The sequence below is a fragment of the Microbacterium hatanonis genome (assembly GCF_008017415.1).
Classification (GTDB): domain Bacteria; phylum Actinomycetota; class Actinomycetes; order Actinomycetales; family Microbacteriaceae; genus Microbacterium; species Microbacterium hatanonis.
The window spans coordinates 1,085,556-1,103,016 of record NZ_VRSV01000001.1; the positions used below are offsets into that span (position 1 = coordinate 1,085,556).

18 protein-coding genes and 1 pseudogene are annotated in these 17,461 nt (G+C 70.6%); 12 read left to right on the plus strand and 7 right to left on the minus strand.

The window, feature by feature from the left end; genetic code table 11:
- Window positions 1-25: 25 nt before the first annotated feature.
- Together FVP77_RS05210 and FVP77_RS05215 are read left to right on the plus strand one after the other, a co-directional pair.
- On the plus strand, window positions 26-1,783 hold the full coding sequence (locus tag FVP77_RS05210; protein WP_147893557.1) for a DEAD/DEAH box helicase: 1,758 nt from the start codon (window positions 26-28) through the stop codon (window positions 1,781-1,783).
- A 12-nt stretch (window positions 1,784-1,795) separates the two neighbouring features.
- Window positions 1,796-2,926 carry a hypothetical protein gene (locus tag FVP77_RS05215; protein ID WP_147893558.1) on the plus strand — a complete coding sequence of 377 codons (1,131 nt, stop codon included), beginning with the start codon at window positions 1,796-1,798 and terminating at the stop codon, window positions 2,924-2,926.
- A gap of 69 nt (window positions 2,927-2,995) precedes the next feature.
- Here the strand turns inward: FVP77_RS05215 and FVP77_RS05220 are convergent, their stop codons facing one another.
- A complete protein-coding gene (locus FVP77_RS05220; protein ID WP_147893559.1) occupies window positions 2,996-3,301 on the minus strand; it encodes a hypothetical protein in 306 nt (101 codons plus the stop codon).
- 131 nt (window positions 3,302-3,432) lie between these two features.
- Here FVP77_RS05220 and FVP77_RS05225 point away from each other — a divergent pair, with 131 nt between their 5' ends.
- Window positions 3,433-3,834 carry a hypothetical protein gene (locus FVP77_RS05225; protein ID WP_147893560.1) on the plus strand — a complete coding sequence of 134 codons (402 nt, stop codon included), beginning with the start codon at window positions 3,433-3,435 and terminating at the stop codon, window positions 3,832-3,834.
- 15 nt (window positions 3,835-3,849) lie between these two features.
- Here the strand turns inward: FVP77_RS05225 and FVP77_RS05230 are convergent, their stop codons facing one another.
- Window positions 3,850-4,878, minus strand: a complete 1,029-nt coding sequence (locus tag FVP77_RS05230; protein ID WP_147893561.1) for a hypothetical protein — start codon at window positions 4,876-4,878, stop codon at window positions 3,850-3,852.
- Between the two features lie 307 nt (window positions 4,879-5,185).
- On the opposite strand from FVP77_RS05230, the gene FVP77_RS05235 reads away from it, so the two are divergent.
- Window positions 5,186-5,689 carry a GNAT family N-acetyltransferase gene (locus FVP77_RS05235; protein ID WP_246133985.1) on the plus strand — a complete coding sequence of 168 codons (504 nt, stop codon included), beginning with the start codon at window positions 5,186-5,188 and terminating at the stop codon, window positions 5,687-5,689.
- A 1-nt stretch (window position 5,690) separates the two neighbouring features.
- Here FVP77_RS05235 and FVP77_RS05240 read toward each other — a convergent pair whose 3' ends face one another.
- Window positions 5,691-6,248: a TetR/AcrR family transcriptional regulator gene (locus FVP77_RS05240; RefSeq protein WP_147893562.1), complete on the minus strand. Its 558-nt coding sequence runs from the start codon at window positions 6,246-6,248 to the stop codon at window positions 5,691-5,693.
- A 23-nt stretch (window positions 6,249-6,271) separates the two neighbouring features.
- Between FVP77_RS05240 and FVP77_RS05245 the strand changes: the two genes are divergently transcribed.
- The 3 genes from FVP77_RS05245 (at window position 6,272) to FVP77_RS05255 (ending at window position 9,839) form a co-directional block, all read left to right on the plus strand.
- Window positions 6,272-7,429 (plus strand): MFS transporter, encoded by a 1,158-nt coding sequence (locus tag FVP77_RS05245; RefSeq protein WP_147893563.1) that lies wholly within the window; start codon window positions 6,272-6,274, stop codon window positions 7,427-7,429.
- A gap of 160 nt (window positions 7,430-7,589) precedes the next feature.
- A complete protein-coding gene (locus tag FVP77_RS05250) occupies window positions 7,590-8,966 on the plus strand; it encodes an HNH endonuclease signature motif containing protein (protein ID WP_147893564.1) in 1,377 nt (458 codons plus the stop codon).
- 69 nt (window positions 8,967-9,035) lie between these two features.
- Entirely contained in the window at window positions 9,036-9,839 is an 804-nt protein-coding gene (locus FVP77_RS05255; RefSeq protein ID WP_147893565.1) for a MerR family transcriptional regulator, read from the plus strand.
- A 19-nt stretch (window positions 9,840-9,858) separates the two neighbouring features.
- Here the strand turns inward: FVP77_RS05255 and FVP77_RS05260 are convergent, their stop codons facing one another.
- Window positions 9,859-10,743 (minus strand): DUF2268 domain-containing putative Zn-dependent protease, encoded by an 885-nt coding sequence (locus FVP77_RS05260; protein ID WP_147893566.1) that lies wholly within the window; start codon window positions 10,741-10,743, stop codon window positions 9,859-9,861.
- A 186-nt stretch (window positions 10,744-10,929) separates the two neighbouring features.
- Here FVP77_RS05260 and FVP77_RS05265 point away from each other — a divergent pair.
- Window positions 10,930-12,135 (plus strand): annotated as a pseudogene (locus FVP77_RS05265) (CocE/NonD family hydrolase); the annotation flags it as partial.
- The gene (locus tag FVP77_RS17145; protein ID WP_281290321.1) at window positions 12,119-12,493 is read left to right on the plus strand and encodes a CocE/NonD family hydrolase C-terminal non-catalytic domain-containing protein; all 375 of its coding nucleotides are present in this window, start codon (window positions 12,119-12,121) and stop codon (window positions 12,491-12,493) included. The pseudogene FVP77_RS05265 and the gene FVP77_RS17145, both read left to right, overlap by 17 nt.
- Before the next feature lies 1 nt (window position 12,494).
- Here FVP77_RS17145 and FVP77_RS05270 read toward each other — a convergent pair whose 3' ends face one another.
- Entirely contained in the window at window positions 12,495-13,631 is a 1,137-nt protein-coding gene (locus FVP77_RS05270; protein ID WP_147893568.1) for a hypothetical protein, read from the minus strand.
- Between the two features lie 62 nt (window positions 13,632-13,693).
- On the opposite strand from FVP77_RS05270, the gene FVP77_RS05275 reads away from it, so the two are divergent.
- Window positions 13,694-14,038 carry a DUF2200 domain-containing protein gene (locus FVP77_RS05275; RefSeq protein WP_147893569.1) on the plus strand — a complete coding sequence of 115 codons (345 nt, stop codon included), beginning with the start codon at window positions 13,694-13,696 and terminating at the stop codon, window positions 14,036-14,038.
- Window positions 14,039-14,069: 31 nt separating this feature from the next.
- Window positions 14,070-14,987 (plus strand): SDR family NAD(P)-dependent oxidoreductase, encoded by a 918-nt coding sequence (locus FVP77_RS05280; protein ID WP_147893570.1) that lies wholly within the window; start codon window positions 14,070-14,072, stop codon window positions 14,985-14,987.
- Between the two features lie 9 nt (window positions 14,988-14,996).
- On the opposite strand, the gene FVP77_RS05285 is transcribed toward FVP77_RS05280, so the two are convergent.
- Both FVP77_RS05285 and FVP77_RS05290 read right to left on the minus strand, forming a co-directional pair.
- Window positions 14,997-16,229 (minus strand): RNA polymerase sigma factor, encoded by a 1,233-nt coding sequence (locus FVP77_RS05285; protein ID WP_147893571.1) that lies wholly within the window; start codon window positions 16,227-16,229, stop codon window positions 14,997-14,999.
- Window positions 16,230-16,232: 3 nt separating this feature from the next.
- Window positions 16,233-16,652: a YciI family protein gene (locus FVP77_RS05290; protein ID WP_147893572.1), complete on the minus strand. Its 420-nt coding sequence runs from the start codon at window positions 16,650-16,652 to the stop codon at window positions 16,233-16,235.
- 212 nt (window positions 16,653-16,864) lie between these two features.
- On the opposite strand from FVP77_RS05290, the gene FVP77_RS05295 reads away from it, so the two are divergent.
- Window positions 16,865-17,449, plus strand: coding sequence for a PadR family transcriptional regulator (locus FVP77_RS05295; protein WP_147893573.1), 585 nt, complete (start codon window positions 16,865-16,867; stop codon window positions 17,447-17,449).
- Window positions 17,450-17,461 lie beyond the last annotated feature (12 nt).

Sequence of the window (17,461 nt, forward strand, 5' to 3'; positions counted from 1 at the left end):
CGAGCAGCCGCCCTAGGCTGATCCGGTGCCCGCTCCCACCTCGCTCGCGTCGTGGCGCTTCACCGGCACACTGCGCCACTATCAAGCCGACGTCCTCGACCGCATCGACGTCGTCGCCCCGGGTCCGCTTCACATCGTCGCGCCGCCGGGCTCGGGCAAGACCCTGCTCGGACTGCTCCTCGCGCAACGCCGCGGCGCCCGCACTGTCGTGCTCGCCCCGACGACGACGATCCGCTCGCAGTGGGCGCGGCACGCGGCATCCCTCTCTCGTGACGCGGGCGCGCTGTCCGAAGATGCCGGGAACCCCGGCGACCTCACTGTGCTGACGTACCAGGCGCTCAGCGTGCTCGACTCGGCCAATCCGTTCGCCGACCTCGCGCGCCGACGCTGGCTCGGCGACCTCGAGCAGGACGGCAGAACTGCGGAAGCCGCCGAGCAGTGGCTCTCCGACCTCGAAGCCGGCAACCCGCAGCCCTATAAGCGCGGCATCGCGAGCCGCTCGCGCACCATCCGCCGGCAGCTCGCGAAGGAGAACCCCGAGACGCTCGTTCAGGCGCTGCATCCGAACGCGCTCGCGCTCATCGACCGGCTCGTCGCCCACGGGGTCGAGACGATCGTGCTCGACGAATGCCACCACCTGCTCGACCACTGGGCGCTCGTCGTCGCGACTCTCGCGGCGCGCATACGCGCCACTGGCGTAGAGCCGCTGCTCATCGGACTGACGGCCACCCTGCCGAGCCCCGACGACGCGAACGAGTACGACAACTACACGTCGCTGCTCGGCGACGTGGATTACGAGGTTCCGGTGCCGGCGGTCGTGCGGGAGGGCAACCTCGCGCCCTACCGCGACCTCGTGCGCTTCGCCGAGCCCACCCGCGACGAGCTCGCGTTCCTCGCCGCGCACGCCGACGGGCTCGCTGTGCTGCTGCGCACCACGTTCGCGCATCAGACCGGGCTCGCGTTCCTGATCCATAAGCTTCAACCTGAGCCTGAGACCCGCGACGAACTCGAGCCGCCAGCGCCGGGCGTCGACGAAGACCGACGCCTCGCGCGGGCGTTCGCCGACGACTTCGGTGGATCCGAAGCGGCAGCGGCGATGCTCGCGACGGCGTCGCCGCAGCATCCGCTCGTCTCGCTGCTTCCCGATGTCGCGCGTCGGCCGCCGACCACCGACGAGTCGCTGCGCCTGCTCGCGCGCTTCGCGCTCGACCGGCTGCTGCCGAACCCTGATGAAGAGGCGCGGTGGCGGCGTATCCGCCGCACGCTCGCCGACTTCGGATACTCCCTCACCGACCGGGGCGTGCGCCGCACGCGCGACCCCGTCGACACGATGCTCGCCTCGTCGCTCGCGAAAGACTTCGCGGCGTGCGACATCCTGCGGATCGAACGCGAGGCGCTCGGCGACGAACGACTGCGCGCGCTCGTCGTCACCGACTTCGCCGAGCACGGTAACGCCCACGGTGGGCTCGTCGGCACCGCCGGAGCGCTCCGCACTCTCGGCGTGGTCGTCGCCGACACCGCGACGCACACGCTACGGCCGATGCTCGTCACCGGCGGGCATACCCGCATCGCCGCGCGCGACGCCGACGTGCTCGTGCCGGCATTGGGCGAGCTGCTGGGCATACCGGTCGCGGCAGTTCCTCTGCTCGAAGACACCCAGGTGGCCGAGGTGCACGCGCCGGGTGTCGGTGCCGAGCGACTCGTGCGCGCAGCATCCGTTCTGCTCACCCGCGGCACGGTGCAGGTCGTCGTCGGCACGCGCGGACTCTTCGGCGAGGGCTGAGATTGCCCCGCCGTGAACACGCTGATCGACCTCACGACGGTCGCGACGGCCTCGGCCACCCAGCAGCTGCGCGGACGCACCCTGCGCCTCGACCCCGTGTGGCCCGAGAAGGTCGCCCACAACTGGACCGTCACCGCCCTGCTGCCGCCGAGCTTTCCCCTCGAGGCGCAGCCCGACGGGTCACGCCTGCGGCGCAAGCACGCTCGGCTGTGGGGGCTCGACTCCGACGGCCCCTCGCGTGTCGTGCGGGGGCTGTCGATCGCGCTTCCGTCAGCGGCGCAGGCGGGTGTGCGGGCGGTGACGGCGAAGGATGCCGACGCCTCGATCGATGCGTTGAACGAGATGCTCGTGCTGCCGCCACGAGAGAAGACCCGCGTCGACTGGCGCATCGGCGAGCCCTACGTCGACCGCGAGGGCGTCAGCGCGCTCGTGGCGCGGCGGGCGACGGCGCCGGTGTTCCGCACGAGCGTGCGGGGCTCCCGCGCGCTCGGTGGGGCGCTCGGCGGTGCGACGTCGCTGGCGGTCGGCGGCAGCATCCTGTCGCTCGCGACCCTCGAAGACGCGGGAGTCATCGTCAGCTTCGCGCTGATCGCCGCCGCTGTCTGGCTGGGCATCCCGCTGGCGAAGGCGTGGAGTCGAGAGCGGGCGCAGGTCTCGCGGACGGCCGCGACCTATCGCCGCATCGCCGACGTCGTCTGGCGGTCGCTGCGCAGCGCGGGCCGGGTCGCCGCCGTCTCGGCGCACCCCGTGGTGGTCGAGAGCGAGCGAGACGGTCTGACGACGGTGAGCGTCGAGACCCCGGATGCTGCGCCCGCCGATCAGCGCACCTTCGCCGACGCCCTGGCCGAGCTGTTCGGGCCGGTGCGCACCCCGCGCTTCCTGCTGCAGACGGGACAGGGCGGGCGCGCGTGGATCGTTCGGAAGGTGCTCGGGCGTTCGGGGGAGCCGCAGTACCTGCCGGTGCCGGCGGCGATCGGCCGACGCCGCGAAGACGCCGAGGCATTCGCCGCCCTGTGGGAGCGCGAGGTCGGCCCATGCGCTCTGCACGCCATGGACAGTCCCGAGCAGCTCGCGCTGATGGCCACCGCGCGACGCGGCGGGGGAGACGCTCCGTCTGCGCTCACCCGCGAGGAGTGGCGGTAGGCGGGCGCGCTCCGCCTTGCCGCTTCGATTCACGGCGCAATGGGCGCGGGAGTGAGGAGGCGCGCGCGCTCAGCGGCCGAGCAGCGCCCAGGCGAGTACGACCCCGAGGGTGATGACCGATCCCGCGCCGAGGGCAACGATCCACGGTGCGGGCGGGCCGGTGGGGCGAGGCGCACGCTCGATCATCGGCTCGCCGAGACGGCTGCGAATCACGTCGGCCTCCTGCCGCAGCCTGTCGAGTCTCACCGAGAGGTGCGGGTCCACTCGTCGGCCCAACGCGCGGCTCAGCACGGCCGTGAACTCCTCCTCGATTCGAGCGAGTTCTGCGCGCAACCTCTCCTCGTCGAGCGGGTCGGGCGCGTCGGCGGTGGTCACCGTGCCACTGTCGCGGCTCCGGGGCACGCGCACAAATCGCGAGAAGTCACCGACCCGCCCGCGTTCACGATCGTCGGGACGAGGATCGCGCGCGCTCCGCGAGACCGGCGCACATTCGAGAGGATGGGCGCATGAGGCGAACCGGGATGCTGCTCGCCATGACGGCCTGCGTCGCCGTCGTGAGCGGGTGCGGGGCCATGCCGAAGGCGTGCACCGAGATCGGATACGTCAACACCCTCACGCTCGAGGTCGCCGGGGCCGGAGCAGCGGCGGTCGACGATCTGGAGTGGTGCGTGACGGGGGAGTGCGCCGCTGACGCGCTGACCGAAGCCCGCGGTCTCGGCGGAGGGCGATGGGAGGTGCAGACGTTCGCGCAGACACCCCACGCACTGACCGTCGTCGCGGTGGACGCGAGTGGTGCCGAGATCGCGCGTGTCGACGTCGCCGTGTCGTGGACGGGTACGGACGCGCCGAACGGTCCGGGGTGCGACAACGCATCCGAGGCGCCGACGGTGACCGTTCCGCTGCCGTGATCGCGGATCCGAGCGTCAGGCGCGACGTCTGAGGCGCAGCATCCCGATGCCCATCGCCGTCATGACGGCGGCGATGAGAGTCAACCCGACGGGGAGGGTGCTCCCCGACTCGGCGAGGGTGGTCCGGGAACCCGAGGGCACCGCGACCGCGACCGGCTGCTGCACCGGGGCGAGCGGCGTGGTCACGACAGGCTCGACCGGCGCGGTCACGACAGGCTCGGTCGGAACGGGGTCGGGGGAGGCACCGGGCGACCCCGCACCAGGACCACCGGTGCCCGGAGCGGGCGCGACGCACGCGACCTCCGACGTGGCGAGTCTCACGGTGGCGATCCGCTGATCGACGGGTCCGTAGTCGGGGAGGCTCCCGCGCAGGTCGACGGTCAGCAGCACCCACGCCGATGCGGAGTCGATGCCCGGCGAGGTGACGCTCTCGAGACGGATGTGAAGGATCGCATCGGGGGTGGCGACCGAACCGGCAGGTCCGAGATCGAGGTACGGCGCCTTCTTGTCGAGCTCCCAGACACGCTGCGATGGACCGACGTAAGCGTTCAGCCCCGCGACGATGCCCGTGGCCTGGGCGGTGGGGGCTGCACCCTCGCGCGTCGGGCAGACCGCCGTCGACTCCGCCCAGCCGTCGTAGACCAGATTGCCGAGCATGCTCACCAGGACGCCCTCGGCGCGAATGAACGCCGTGCTCTGGTTGGTGAAGGGGAGCACCGTCCAGGTCGTGCCATCCGCGGTCAAGCGCAGCAGGGAGGTGTCGACGACCGCCTCTGCCCCACCACCCTGGATGAGGTTGATGTCGGTGAATGGAAAGGTGAGGAGGTGCGCAGGGCTCGAGACGGTGGTTTTCAGCACCTCGATATCGCCCGCCCTCAGGTCGACGTCGCCCTGCAGAGAGGTGACCTGCGACCACGGCGCCACGGGTCCGTCGGCCGCGAGAGCGGGCGACGCCGTTAACGCGACGATCGCCGCAGACACCGCCATCGCCGTGACCGCGACGCGACGGCGACGTACCGCCCGGCCCACCCCGGAAGCACTCATGCTCGCGAGTATGGCGGGTCGCCGCCCAACCTGTGCGAAATACCGGGAAAGCAGGGGGTTCCAGAATCCAGTACGGGGAAATCGAGTTCGCCATTCCCCGGGAGTCGCGGCGGGCGTAGCCTGCGGTCAACCGACGAAGGAGTCACACATGTTCGAAGCACTCAAAGCCCTGAAGTACCTCAAGAACTTGCGCGCCGTCCTTCTCGGCTGGCTCGGCTAGAACGCCGCCAGGCCGCGAAGTCGAGATGACCGGTCGGACCGCCGCCCCTTTACGGCGGTCCGACCTTCTCGGCTCTACGCTCGAGGGGTGAACCCGCGCACCCTCGACGACTCCGCCATCCTCCGCACCGCGCAGCCAGGCGATGAAGCCGGAATCCTGGCCTGCATCCAGGCGCTCGCCGACTACGAGCGCGAACCGGATGCTGTGGAGAACACCGTCGACGCGCTGACCGCGACCCTCTTCGGCGAAGACCCCAAGGCCTTCGGCCATGTCGTCGAGCGCGACGGCCGCATCGTCGGTATCGCGCTGTGGTTCCTGACCTACTCGACGTGGACCGGACGCCACGGCATCTGGCTCGAAGACCTCTACGTCGACGACGCGCAGCGGGGGCGCGGCTACGGGAAGGCGCTCATCTCCTCGCTCGCCGAGGTCTGCGTCGCCCGCGGGTACTCCCGTCTGGAATGGACCGTGCTCGACTGGAATGCCCCGGCCATCGCCTTCTACCGTTCGATCTCGGCTGCTCCGATGGACGAGTGGACCACCCAGCGCCTGACCGGCGACGCGCTGACGGCGCTCGCCGCAGCATCCTGACCTATCCCGCGACGAGTGCAGCCGCAACGTCGCGGGCGACCCGGCTCGTGTGCGCGGGGGAGCGCAGTCGCATGGCGAGGTCGCCGGTGACGACGAGCACCAGCTGATCGGCCAATACCTCTGCGCGTGCGGGGTCGACGGCGGCCGCGAAGCCGGTCAGGCGGGCGCGCATCGAATCGGTGTCGCGGTGGATCGCGGCGTCGACCTCCGGTGGTGCGTCGGCATACTCCGCCGCGCTGCCGAGGAACGCGCACCAGCGCGAGCCCGCTGGCTGCGATCGGAAGGCGTCGAGTGCGTCGAAGATCGCCAGCAGCCGGCCCTCGTCGTTCGTCTGTGCGGCGACGGCGGCATCCCACGTCTCGATCCATGCGGCGTGCCGTCGCTCCAGGGTCGCGGCGACGAGGGCGTCTTTGCTCGGATATCCGCGATACAGCGTCGCGGCCGACACTCCCGCGCGCTCGAGCACGGCGTCTATCGGGGTGGCGGCGATGCCTCGCGTGAAGAACAGCTCGTCGGCCGCGTCGAGCAGCTTCGTCTCGGTGCGGGTTCGCAAAGCCATGACAGCACCCTAGACTCGCAAAAGTGAAACGACCGTTTTTGTTACGAGCGACATCGCCCGTGCCGCTCGTCGCGGCCGGAGCAGCGCTGATCGCCGCGACCTACGGCCTGGTCCGCATGGCGTACGGGCTCTTCCTGCCCGACGTGCAGGCCGACCTCGGGCTCGACGTCGCCGCGGCGGGCATCGTCTCGGCGGGGGCGTCGGTCGTCTACTGCGTCGGTGCCGTGATCGGCTTCCTCACGGCAGCACGACATGCGCGCGCGCTCGTGGTCGCGGCCGCTGTCGCCGCATCCGTCGGCGCCCTCGGTATGGCGGTCGCGCCGGTCTCGCTCGTCTTCGCTGTGTTCGCCATCGCGAGCTCGGCCGGCGCGGGTCTCGCGTCGCCGGCTCTGGTGGCGGTGCTCCAACGCGACCCCGGCACCGCGCGATCGCCGCGAGTCCAGGCCATCGTCAACGCGGGAACCGGTCCGGGCGTCGTCATCGCCGGCACGCTCGCGCTGCTGCTCGCGCCCGACTGGCGCCTCGCGTGGGTGATCGCCGCCGTGGTCACCGTGCTTGCGGCCGCGGGTGTGCTCGTGGCGGGGCGAGGAGGGGCGGCTGCTGCGGCGCCGCGCGCGCTTCCGCCCCCGTCGTGGTTCGTCGCACATCGCCGCGTGCTGCTCGCGGCGCTGCTTTTCGGTGCGGGGTCTGCCGCCGTCTGGACCTACGGACGCACGATGCTCGTCGAGTCGGGAACCGGGTCGGGCGCATCGATGGCCGCGTGGATCGCGCTCGGTGTCGGCGGCACGCTCGTGATCGTCACCGCGCGGTGCATGGAGAGGCTGGAGCCGCCCGGCGCGTGGATCGTGACGGCGACGGTCGTCGCGATCGCGACCGCCGGAGTGCTGGCCGGGGGAGCGTGGGCACTCGTCACCTTCGCCGCGTTCGGCTGGGGGTACACGGCCGGGAGCGGCGTGCTGATCGCGTGGACCGCGCGGATCGACGCCCGGCGGGCAGCTGCCGGCACTGCGTTGCTGTTCGTCACGCTGATCCTGGGTCAGGCGCTCGGGGCGGCGGTCGTGGGTGGCGTGACATCCGCGGCGGGCTACCCCGCGGCCTTCGGGCTGGCGGCTGCGGTGTCGGCGGCGGCGATCGTGCCGGCGGCGGGACCGCGAACCCGGATGACGCGTGCGGAGCGGTAGCGACCCGCTGCTCGATACGGTGGCGGGATGAGAGCGTCGACCGTGCTGAATGTGTACATTGCCATGCTGCTCGATTAGGTCGCTCCTCGCCCTTGGGCGACTTGTCCACAGGGTGGGTCTGTCTTGGGAAAGTGTCGTAGCTATGTTCTAGAATGTAGGCATGCTCGAGAACGATGACACCGCGTTCGGCGGTGAGGCGCGGCGCGGTTCCGATGCTGGTGCGGCGGACGAGTCGGGCGAGTCGTGGATCGATGAGCGGGTGTGGTTCGACGCCGACGCCGATCCTGTGGCGGCGGGGCGTGACGGGTTGGATGCGGTGGCGGATGTGTCGACGTTGATGTCGGTGTTCGCGGCGCAACGGTTCGAGCGGGTCGAGGGCGTCCGGCGGGATGCGGTGGCCGAGGCGGCGGTGTTCCGGGGGAGGACGACGGAGATCCTGATGCGGTCCCTGCGGCTCGAGCTCGCGACGGTGTTGCAGGTCACCGAGCACACCGCGGAGCGGATGCTGGTGACCGCCGACGGCCTCGTGAACCGGTACCCGGCCATGCTCGACGCGCTCTCCCATGCCCGGACGACGGAGCGGCACGCGGACGTGTTCGTCGAACTCGTCGATCAGGTGGAACCGGAGCTGCGTGACCAGGTCGTGCCGCTCGCCGTCGACCTCGCCACCACACACGCGCTCGGGTCATTCCGCCGGTTGCTGCGCAAGCTCGTGGACACGGTGCGGGCGGCGACGCTGAGTGAGCGGCACGCGGAGGCGATCCGGGAGCGGCGGGTGGTGGTGCAACCCGGGGAGGACGGGATGAGCTGGGTGATGCTCTACACCTCCGCGGTGAAAGCGCACGCGGTTCACAACCGCGCGACCGCGATCGCAAAGACCCTCGGCGAACGGGAGGGCGAGGAACGCTCCCTCGACGAGTTGCGCGCCGATGTGGTGGTCGACCTCCTCGTCGACGGCGACGTCCCGGCCCACCCCGACGCGGCCCGCGGAATCCGCGCGACGGTCGCGGTCACCGTCCCCGCACTGTCGCTGCTCAATGACGAGCACGCGAACACGGCCCCGGCGGTGGTGGAGGGGGTCGGTCCGATCCCCATCGACCAAGCGAGGGAAATCTGCGGCGGCGCGGACGGGTGGATGCGGGTGCTCACCCACCCCGAGACCGGGATGGTGCTCTCCGTCGGACGCGAGCAGTACCGCACCCCGTTGCCGCTGCGCCGGCTGGTGGAGTGGCGGGCGGAGACCTGTATGGCTCCCGGATGTGGAATACCGGCTCGCCGGTGCCAGATCGACCATCAACTCGCCTGGGAACACGGCGGCACCACGGAACTCGCCAACCTCGCGCCCCTGTGCGTCGGGCATCACACCATCAAGCATCACGGTGGGTGGCGGGTCACGCAGATCCCCGTCAGTGGCGGATCCCTCGAATGGACATCCCCCGGCGGAAGACGCTTCGTGGTGCAACCGGAACGGAAGGTCCCGGTCTTCCGACCCGCACCCGACGACGATCACCCGCCCGAATCCACCGCACCCTTCTGACCCGCGCCCTTCCGACGCGCACACGCGGCGCTTCGCGTCGTGCGCGCATCCGCTCGCCATGATGGGGAGATGGATGCTTCCGACCCCCGCGACGGCGAACGTGTCGGCACCGTCGCGAGACGCCTCGGCGTCTCGGTGCGCACTCTCCATCACTGGGATGCGCTCGGGGTGGCCGGCCCGTCGGGCCGGAGCGCGAACGGGTACCGCAGCTACCTCCCGGCCGATGTGGCGCGCTTGCGTCGCGTGCTTCTCTTCCGCGAACTGGGCGTGGCGCTGCAGGACGTCCCCGCATTGCTCATCGCCGACGCGGCGACACGCCGGGCGGAACTCGACGGCCGCCGTGCCGCGATCGTCGAGAAGATCGCCGAGATGCAGTCCCTGGTGGACGATGTCGATCGGCTGATCGCGGCCGACCGCGAGGGGGTGCTCCTCGACGAGGCGGAGCAGACCGAGGTCTTCGGCACGGCATGGAACCCCGAATGGAGCGCCGCCGCACGCGAGAGGTGGGGAAACACCGCTCAGTGGGCGGAGTACTCCGAGAGGTCGGCCGGCCGCTCGACCGACGACTGGCGCGACGTCACCGGGGCGATGAACCAGGTCATCACCGCCCTCGCAGAGGCGAAACGTCACGGCACCGTGCCGGGCAGCGACGCGGCGAACGTTCTCGCCGAACGCCATCGCGCCGCCCTCGGCGAGTACTTCCACTGCACCCTGTCGATGCAGGTGCTGGTCGCGAGACGCTACGTCACCGAGCCCGGATTCGCCGCGACCTTCGACGAAGAGGAGCCGGGGCTCGCCGCGTGGATGGAGGAGGTCATCGAGGCCAACGCACGCGCCCATGGCGTCGACCCTGCGACGGCGACCTGGGAGTGATTCGCCGCGCGTCGTCGATTCAACGCAGAACGCGCAGCGCGACGTCGATCACCTCGGCGCTCGATACATGCAGCGCCTCGGCTGCCGTCGTACCCGTCTCGGCGAGATAGGCGTCGACGAGACGATTGCCGACGGCGTACCCGGCGGCGGTCGGCAGGCCGACGGGCGTGCCGCCGAACAGCAGGGCGGCCTCGTCGCCGTGCACCCAGGCGGCAAAGTTCTGCATCCCGCCCACGTCGAGTCCGGTGACGACCTTGTCGAACACCGCGTCGTCCTCGAGGTGGGGGACGCCGAACGGGGTGTATCCGAGCTCGCCGTACATCTGCCGGGCGAACGCGTCGGCGAGTCCTTCCGACACGATCTGCTCGCCGACGACGACCGAGGCCGGATTCCATACGACGCCACCGGGCGCGTATCGCAGATTGTGCTGCAGCTCATGGACGGCGGCGGCTTCGAGGCGGTCGAGGTTCTCGTCGGTGGGCCAGAGCGTGATCGAGATGTACCCCGTCGCACTGCCGTTGCCGCTGAACCCGCGAGACGGTCCCATGAAGTACTCGGCACCGGGGTCGCCGAGCATGAGCAGGAACGTGATGTCGGGAACCGTGATGCCGGGCGTGGCGGCCGTCTGCACCTCGAGCGCCTCGCGGAGAGCGCGCTCCGTGCGCCCCCAGGCATCCGCCTCGACGAGGCGCGAGAGGGCGTCGCGCACCTCCGCCGTGCGCCCATCGAGGGGGAAGCCCGAGCCCATCACGTGCATCGCGACGAGGTCGATCTCCCCGGGGAAGTACCGGAACATGCCCTCCACCGGAGCGAGCACCTCGCGAAGCACCCCCGCGCGCTGGGAGGGGCCGGCATCCAGCACCGCTGCAATACCCCGGGCCGTATCGAGAACCGTGATCGTCATGCCGCTCACGGTAGAGCCTCACGTCGCGTCAGGGTCAAGCCGCCCCCGCGGCCGCAGGGTGGCCGAGACGAAAGGACACCGATGTCCCCTTCCGAAGACTTCCCCTACCCGACCCGCCCGCCCCGCAGCACTCCGGAATCGAGGCGGGGCGCGCCGCCGAACCCGCGTCAGGAGACGGCGCCCGGCATGCTCATCGACCGCGACCAGGAGATCGAGACGCGAGCCGGTCGCACCGTGCAGGCCGACGTCTACCGGCCCGAGTCGGGCGAACCCGCCGGGGTGCTCATCGCCTGGTCGCCCTACGGCAAGCACAATCCCGCGCCCATCGGGCAGATCTACCCGACCAGCGGAGCGAAGCCCGAGTGGATGAGCGACCTCACCACGTTCGAGGGGCCCGACCCTGTGTTCTGGGTGCCGCGCGGCTACGCGCTCGTCATCGCCGACATCCCGGGCACCTGGTACGCGAAGGGCCCGGCCTCCTACGCCTCACCGGAGGAGGCCGACGATTTCGCCGACCTCATCGAGTGGGCGGGCACGCAGCCCTGGTCGAACGGCCGAGTCGGCCTCACCGGCGTCTCCTACCTCACGGTCGCGCAGTGGCGCGTGGCCGGCCTCACGCCACCGCATCTGGCTGCCATCAACCCCTGGGAGGGCTGGTCCGACACCTACCGCGAGGTGGCGCGCCACGGCGGCATCCCCGAGACATCGTTCTGGCCGTACATCTGGGAACGATGGGGCGCCTCGACCGGCGAGATCGAAGACCTCGAACGCGAAGACCGCGAGCACCCGTTCTTCGACGACTTCTGGGCATCGAAGGCGGCCGACCTCGAGGCCATCACCGTGCCGGCGTTCGTCGTCGCCTCGTGGACCGACCAGGGACTCCATACCCGCGGCACGCTCGAGGGGTTCCGCCGGATCTCCTCACCGCACAAATGGCTGTACGTCCACGGCGCGAAGAAATGGGCCGAGTACTACCGACCCGAGATGGTCGAGATGCAAGCGCAGTTCTTCGACCGTTTCCTTCTCGATAGGCCCTCCGAAATCGAGTCGTGGCCCCGCGTTCGCGTCGAGTTGCGCGAGCGCTACGGCGTCGGGTCGTTCGTCGACAGCACCGACTGGCCGCTGCCCGAGGTCGAGTACCGCGCTCTGCACCTCGATGCCTCGACGGGCGCGGTGAGTCACGACCCCGTGTCCGCGGGGGCCCGTGCGTCGTACCACGGGCTCGGCGATCCGTTCCTGCCCGAACGGGTCGTGTTCGAGCACCGCTTCGCCGAGGCGGTCGACGTCGTGGGCCACGCCCGCGCCATCCTGCACGTCGAGGCTCCCGAAGCCTCAGACATGGACATCTTCGTCGGGCTCTTCAAGCGCGACGTCCATGGCGAGATCGTGCCCTTCGCGTACTACGCCCCAGTTCGAGGACGGGCCGGTCGCGCTCGGCTGGCTGCGCGCCTCTCACCGCGAGCTCGACCCCGAACGCTCGACCGTTCATCTGCCCGTCCTCGCGCACCGTCGCGCTGTGCCTCTCGAGGAGGGGCGACCCACCCGGGTGGAGATCGAGATCCTCCCGTCGGGCACCCGCTTCGCTGCGGGCGAGAGCCTCGTGCTCGTGGTGCAGGGGCACGACATCAAGCACTACCCGAAGCCGCTCGTCTACGCCCGGCACGAGACCGACATCAACCGCGGTCCCCAGATCCTCCATACCGGCGGGGGCTACGACGCACAGCTCGTCATCCCGATCAGAGGAGCCTGACTCAGCGCCCGTCGATGATCGACATGAATCCCGCGAACGCGAAGATCCCCGGCACGACGTAGAGCGAGGTGCGCACGACGTACCACGCGATCGCGGCGACGACCGGCCGCATGCCGGTCTGCCGGTTGCGCACCACGAGACGTCGCCCGTCCCCGCCGATCACGGGATCGGGCGGCCTCCACGGCACGCCCGGGCGATCGAGCGCTGCCTTCACCGCAGCGAGGGCGAACGGCACGTCCTGCCCGGGCACGCGCTCGTCGAGGTACTGCCGGGCCTTCGACGTCACCCGCGGCACGACCTCCTCCAGCACGGCGCCCACCCGCTCCCAGTGCTCGACGGCGAAGAAGTCGACGCCGGGCGAGGTGAAGAAGACGAGGGTGTCGTCGACGATCTCGACGTTGTACGCGCTCGCGTGATCGATCAGGGCCGCCATGAGGTCGGGCGTGAGCACGTAGAGCGCGTCCTGCCCGTACCGGGCGGGGGAGTAGACGCGGAACCACCGGTCGAAGTCGCCCTCGAGAGAGAGGCGCTGCCCGCGATCGACACCCGCGGGCAGGTCGGTGCCGACGCCGTCGTTCGAGGTCGCATCGAGGATGAGGTGCGGCAACGGGGCGGAGAGCTTCACGGCGATGTACTGCCACTCGGTGGCCCGTGGCCCGCGCGCCTTGAGCGCGCCGAACTCGGTGCCGCGCGCCGCGAAGCGCGGATAGGCGCGCACTCCGACGCTCGAACTGGTGATCAGCGCCGAGAACGTCGCCCTCTCGCTCGGGCGCGGTTCGTACCCGTTGGCGAGGGCCGTCAGGGTGCGCCGCCACTCCCGCAGGCGTGCCCGTGCCGAGGGTGGACGCTTCGTTGCCCGGTAGAGCAGCACGGTGCCGACCAGCCACACCGCGAGAATCGGCATCGTCACGCTCAGCACGGCGACGTCGCGCGAGGCGAGCCGACCGTCCTGCAGTGCGTCGACCTGCACGCCGACCGACATGAAGACCACGAACATGTACCAGAGCAGCAGGCAGTTGTTCACGTGCAGCAGCACCTGACGCTTCGTCGGAGACCAGCTCGGCCGGGATTCGCGCCGTACGGTCGCCATCGCTTCGGCGACCTCCTCGGGCGGCGCGGTCATCCAGCGCAGGTCCATGCGGCCAGTCAACCAGCATCCGGATGCTGCGCCCGCCCGCCCGCCACGGTTACGCTTCCTGCGTGCACCGGATCTTCACGACGAGCTTCGCCTCGGTCTACCCGCTCTATGTGGCGAAGGCCGAGCGCAAAGGACGTACGAAGGACGAGGTCGACGAGCTCGTCCTGTGGCTCACCGGCTTCGAGCGGAGCGACCTCGAGCGGCACCTCGCGGACGCCACGACATTCGAGCAGTTCTTCGCCGAAGCCCCGCTCAACCCGAACGCGTCCCTCATCACCGGCGTCGTCTGCGGGGTGAAGGTGCAGGAGGTCGAAGACCCGCTGATGCAGAAGATCCGCTACCTCGACAAGATCATCGACGAACTGGCCAAGGGCAAGGCGATGGAGAAGATCCAGCGCACCCCGTGAGCGCGACGGACGCGCGCGATAGGTTCGGGGAATGACGCACCGTAGCCCTTCCGAGGAGCCCGGCGGAGCCGACGAGGTCGAGGCCGCCCACGACGCACGCGTCGGCTCCGAGCCCGTCTTCGCCGAGCCCGACCGACCGCGAACCTGGTTCATCACGGGCGCGAGCCGCGGACTGGGACGTGCCCTGGCCTTCGCTGCGGCAGACGCGGGCGACACCGTGATCGCGACGGTGCGCGACCTCGCCGATGCACCGGTCGGAGAGGGCATCCGGGCCGTCGTGCTCGATGTGCGAGACCGGGACGCCGCACATGCGGCGGTCGCCGAAGCGGTGCGCGAGACCGGGCGCCTCGACGTGCTGGTGAACAACGCCGGCTACGGGCTCGTCGGCATGGTCGAAGAGGTGGAGCACGACGATGCTCTCGCCATCGTCGAGACCGACATGCTCGGCCCGCTCTGGTTGTCGCAGGCTGCGCTGCCGGTCATGCGCGAGCAGGGCCACGGCCATATTCTGCAGATCTCCACCTCGGGTGCCGTCGGCGCGATCGCCGGGCTCGGCCTCTACAACGCCGCGAAGTGGGGCCTCGAAGGATTCAGCTCGGCGCTCGCTCTGGAGGCCGGAGCGTTCGGGGTGCGGGTCACCATCGTGCAGTGCGGAGCGCTCGATACGGGGTGGGCGACCAGCGGAATGCGCTTCGCGCGCACGTCGGCGGCGTACGACGACCTCCGTCTCGCGACCTTCGGCACGGCCGAGACGCCGTGGGCCGCGGAGGGCACGGGCGGGGGACTGGCTCCGAGCGCGGCTGCGACAGCGATCCTCCGATACGTCGACGAGCCCGACGGGCGCCTGCGGCTGCTCGTCGGCGACGATGTTCCCGAGCACGTCGCGCACGCGCTGCACCAGCGGCTCGCCGACTACCGTCGCGACCCGCGCTTCCCGCAGCTGGACTGACCGCGCTCGTCAGAGCCTGTCGGCCTTCGCCTCGAGCACCGATCGCTGGGCGGCGTTGCGCACCAGAGACGCAGCGGTGCGCAGCTCGGAGCGCGCCTCGTCGATGCGCCCCAGTCGGGACAGCAGCTCGCCGCGCACGCTCGGCAGCAGGTACGACCCGCGGAACGCCGCGTCGTCGATCGCATCGACGAGCGCAAGAGCTTCGGCCGGCCCTGTCGCCATCGACACGGCCACGGCGCGGTTGAGATCGACCACCGGATTCGGGGCGATGCGGCCGAGCGTCTCGTAGAGCAGCACGATCCTCGCCCAGTCCGTCGCCTCCACGCTCGGCGCGATCGCATGGCACTCGGCGATCGCCGCCTGCAGCGCATACGGTCCGCGACCCGTGCGACGGCCGGCCGCCGCCGCATCCGCCCTCCGCAGCACGCTGACCGCGCGGGCGATCTGCCCGTGGTCCCACCGTCTGCGATCCTGGTCGGCGAGCAGCACCGGCGTGCCGTCGGGCGTCTCCCGCGCGGCGAACCGCGATCGCTGGAACTCCATCAGCGCGACCAACGCCAGCGGTTCGGGCTCGCGAGGCAGAAGCCCCGCCACGACGCGGCCGAGCCGGACGGCCTCGTCGGCGAGGTCGGGGCGCACCCACCGGTCTCCGCCGGTCGCCGCGTACCCCTCGGTGAACACGAGGTAGACCACCCCGAGCACCGTCGTGAGGCGTGCCGCCCACTCGCCGGGCTCGGGCGTCTCGAAGGGCACACGGGCCGCGGCGAGCGTCTTCTTCGCCCGCGTGATCCGTGCCTGCACCGTCGGCACGGTGGTCAGCAGCATCCGCGCGATCTCCTCGGTCGACAGCCCGGCGACGACCCGCAGGGTCAGGGCGACCTGCGACTCGCGGGAGAGCGCGGGGTGGCAGGCCGTGAAGACGAGGCGCACGATGTCGTCGTCGATCGGCTGCCACTCGTCGTCGATCGCCTCGTCGAGCGTCCGGGCGATCGACGCATAGCGATCGTCGCGTCGCTCGCTGCGACGCCAGGCATCGATCGCCCGGCGCTTCGCGACCGCCGTGAGCCACGCGCCGGGGTTCGTGGGGATCTCGCGGCCCCACGACCCCAGCGCCTCGACGACCGCTTCGTGCGCGACGTCCTCGGCGAGGCCGAGGTCACCGGTCGCCTTCGCGACCGACGCCACGATCCGCGCGCCTTCGATGCGCCAGACGGCCTCGATCGTGCGTCGCACATCGGTCATGGATCACGCCGTACCGAGGTCGGGACGCCACTCCTTCTCCTTCTGGACGTACTCGTTGTCGGCGTAGTCCGCGAAGTCGCTCTCATCGGTGACGCGCCGCACTTCGAGCTTGTTCCCGGCGGTGAGCGGGGCGCGCTTGGCCCACTCGAGCGCCTCCTCGGCCGTGGCGGTCTGGATGATCCAGAACCCGTTGAACAGCTCGTGGATCTCTCCGTAGGGGCCGTCGCTGACGACGGGGGACTCGCCGGCGAAGTCGACCACGTAGCCCGGCTCGGGAGCGAGGCCGTCGCCCGACACCATGACCCCCGCCGTGATCATGGCTTCGTTGTAGGCGCCCATCGCATTGATGACGGCCTCGAAGTCCATCTCGGCGTAGGCGTCGGCCCCCTGCTGGGTGGCCCGCATGATCAGCATGTGCTTCATCGTTCTCTCCTCGTTCGGTGGGGGATCCAGCATCCCTCTCACTATCGCGTCGAACGGGGGCCGGAGGAATCGACATCGCCGCGGAAACTTTTTCCGCGGGGCCCGATTCCCACCCTGAGCAACGTCTGAGGATCCGGTCCAGAGGATGCTGAGCGATATATCGTTGAGTATCGCTGAGCCCTATCCGGGCCCGGCCACACAGGAGGTTCATCATGAGCAATCCCTTCACCAGCGACGCCTTCGGCGGAGCCGGCCGCGGTCGCGGCGCCGGCCAGGGTTGGCCGTTGAACGGCATCTGGGAAGCGATGGAGCAGTTCGGCAAGCAGTTCGAGCAGAAGGTCGGCGGTGGCAGCACCCGCGTGAGTCGCGGCGACGTCCGCGCCGCCGTTCTCGCGCTCCTCGCCGAGAAGCCCATGCACGGCTACCAGATCATCCGCGAGATCGAAGACCGCAGCGGCGGCAGCTGGAAGCCGAGCCCCGGCTCGGTGTACCCCACCCTCCAGCTCCTCGCCGACGAGGGCCTCATCCTCGCCACCGAGTCCGAGGGCCGCAAGACCTATTCGCTCACCGAAGAGGGCCGCGACGTGGCTGGCGCCGACAGCGACCGCACGGCTCCCTGGGAAGCATCCGGATCCCGCGAGAACCTTCGCACCGGCGCCCTCCCCAAGGCCGGCGTCGACCTCGCCCAGGCAGTCGCTCAGGTCGGACGCTCCGGCAACCCCGAGCAGGTGAAGCAGGCGGTCGACGTGCTCGACGAGGCACGCCGTAAGATCTTCTCCATCCTCGCCCAGGGCTGACGCTGCACCGAT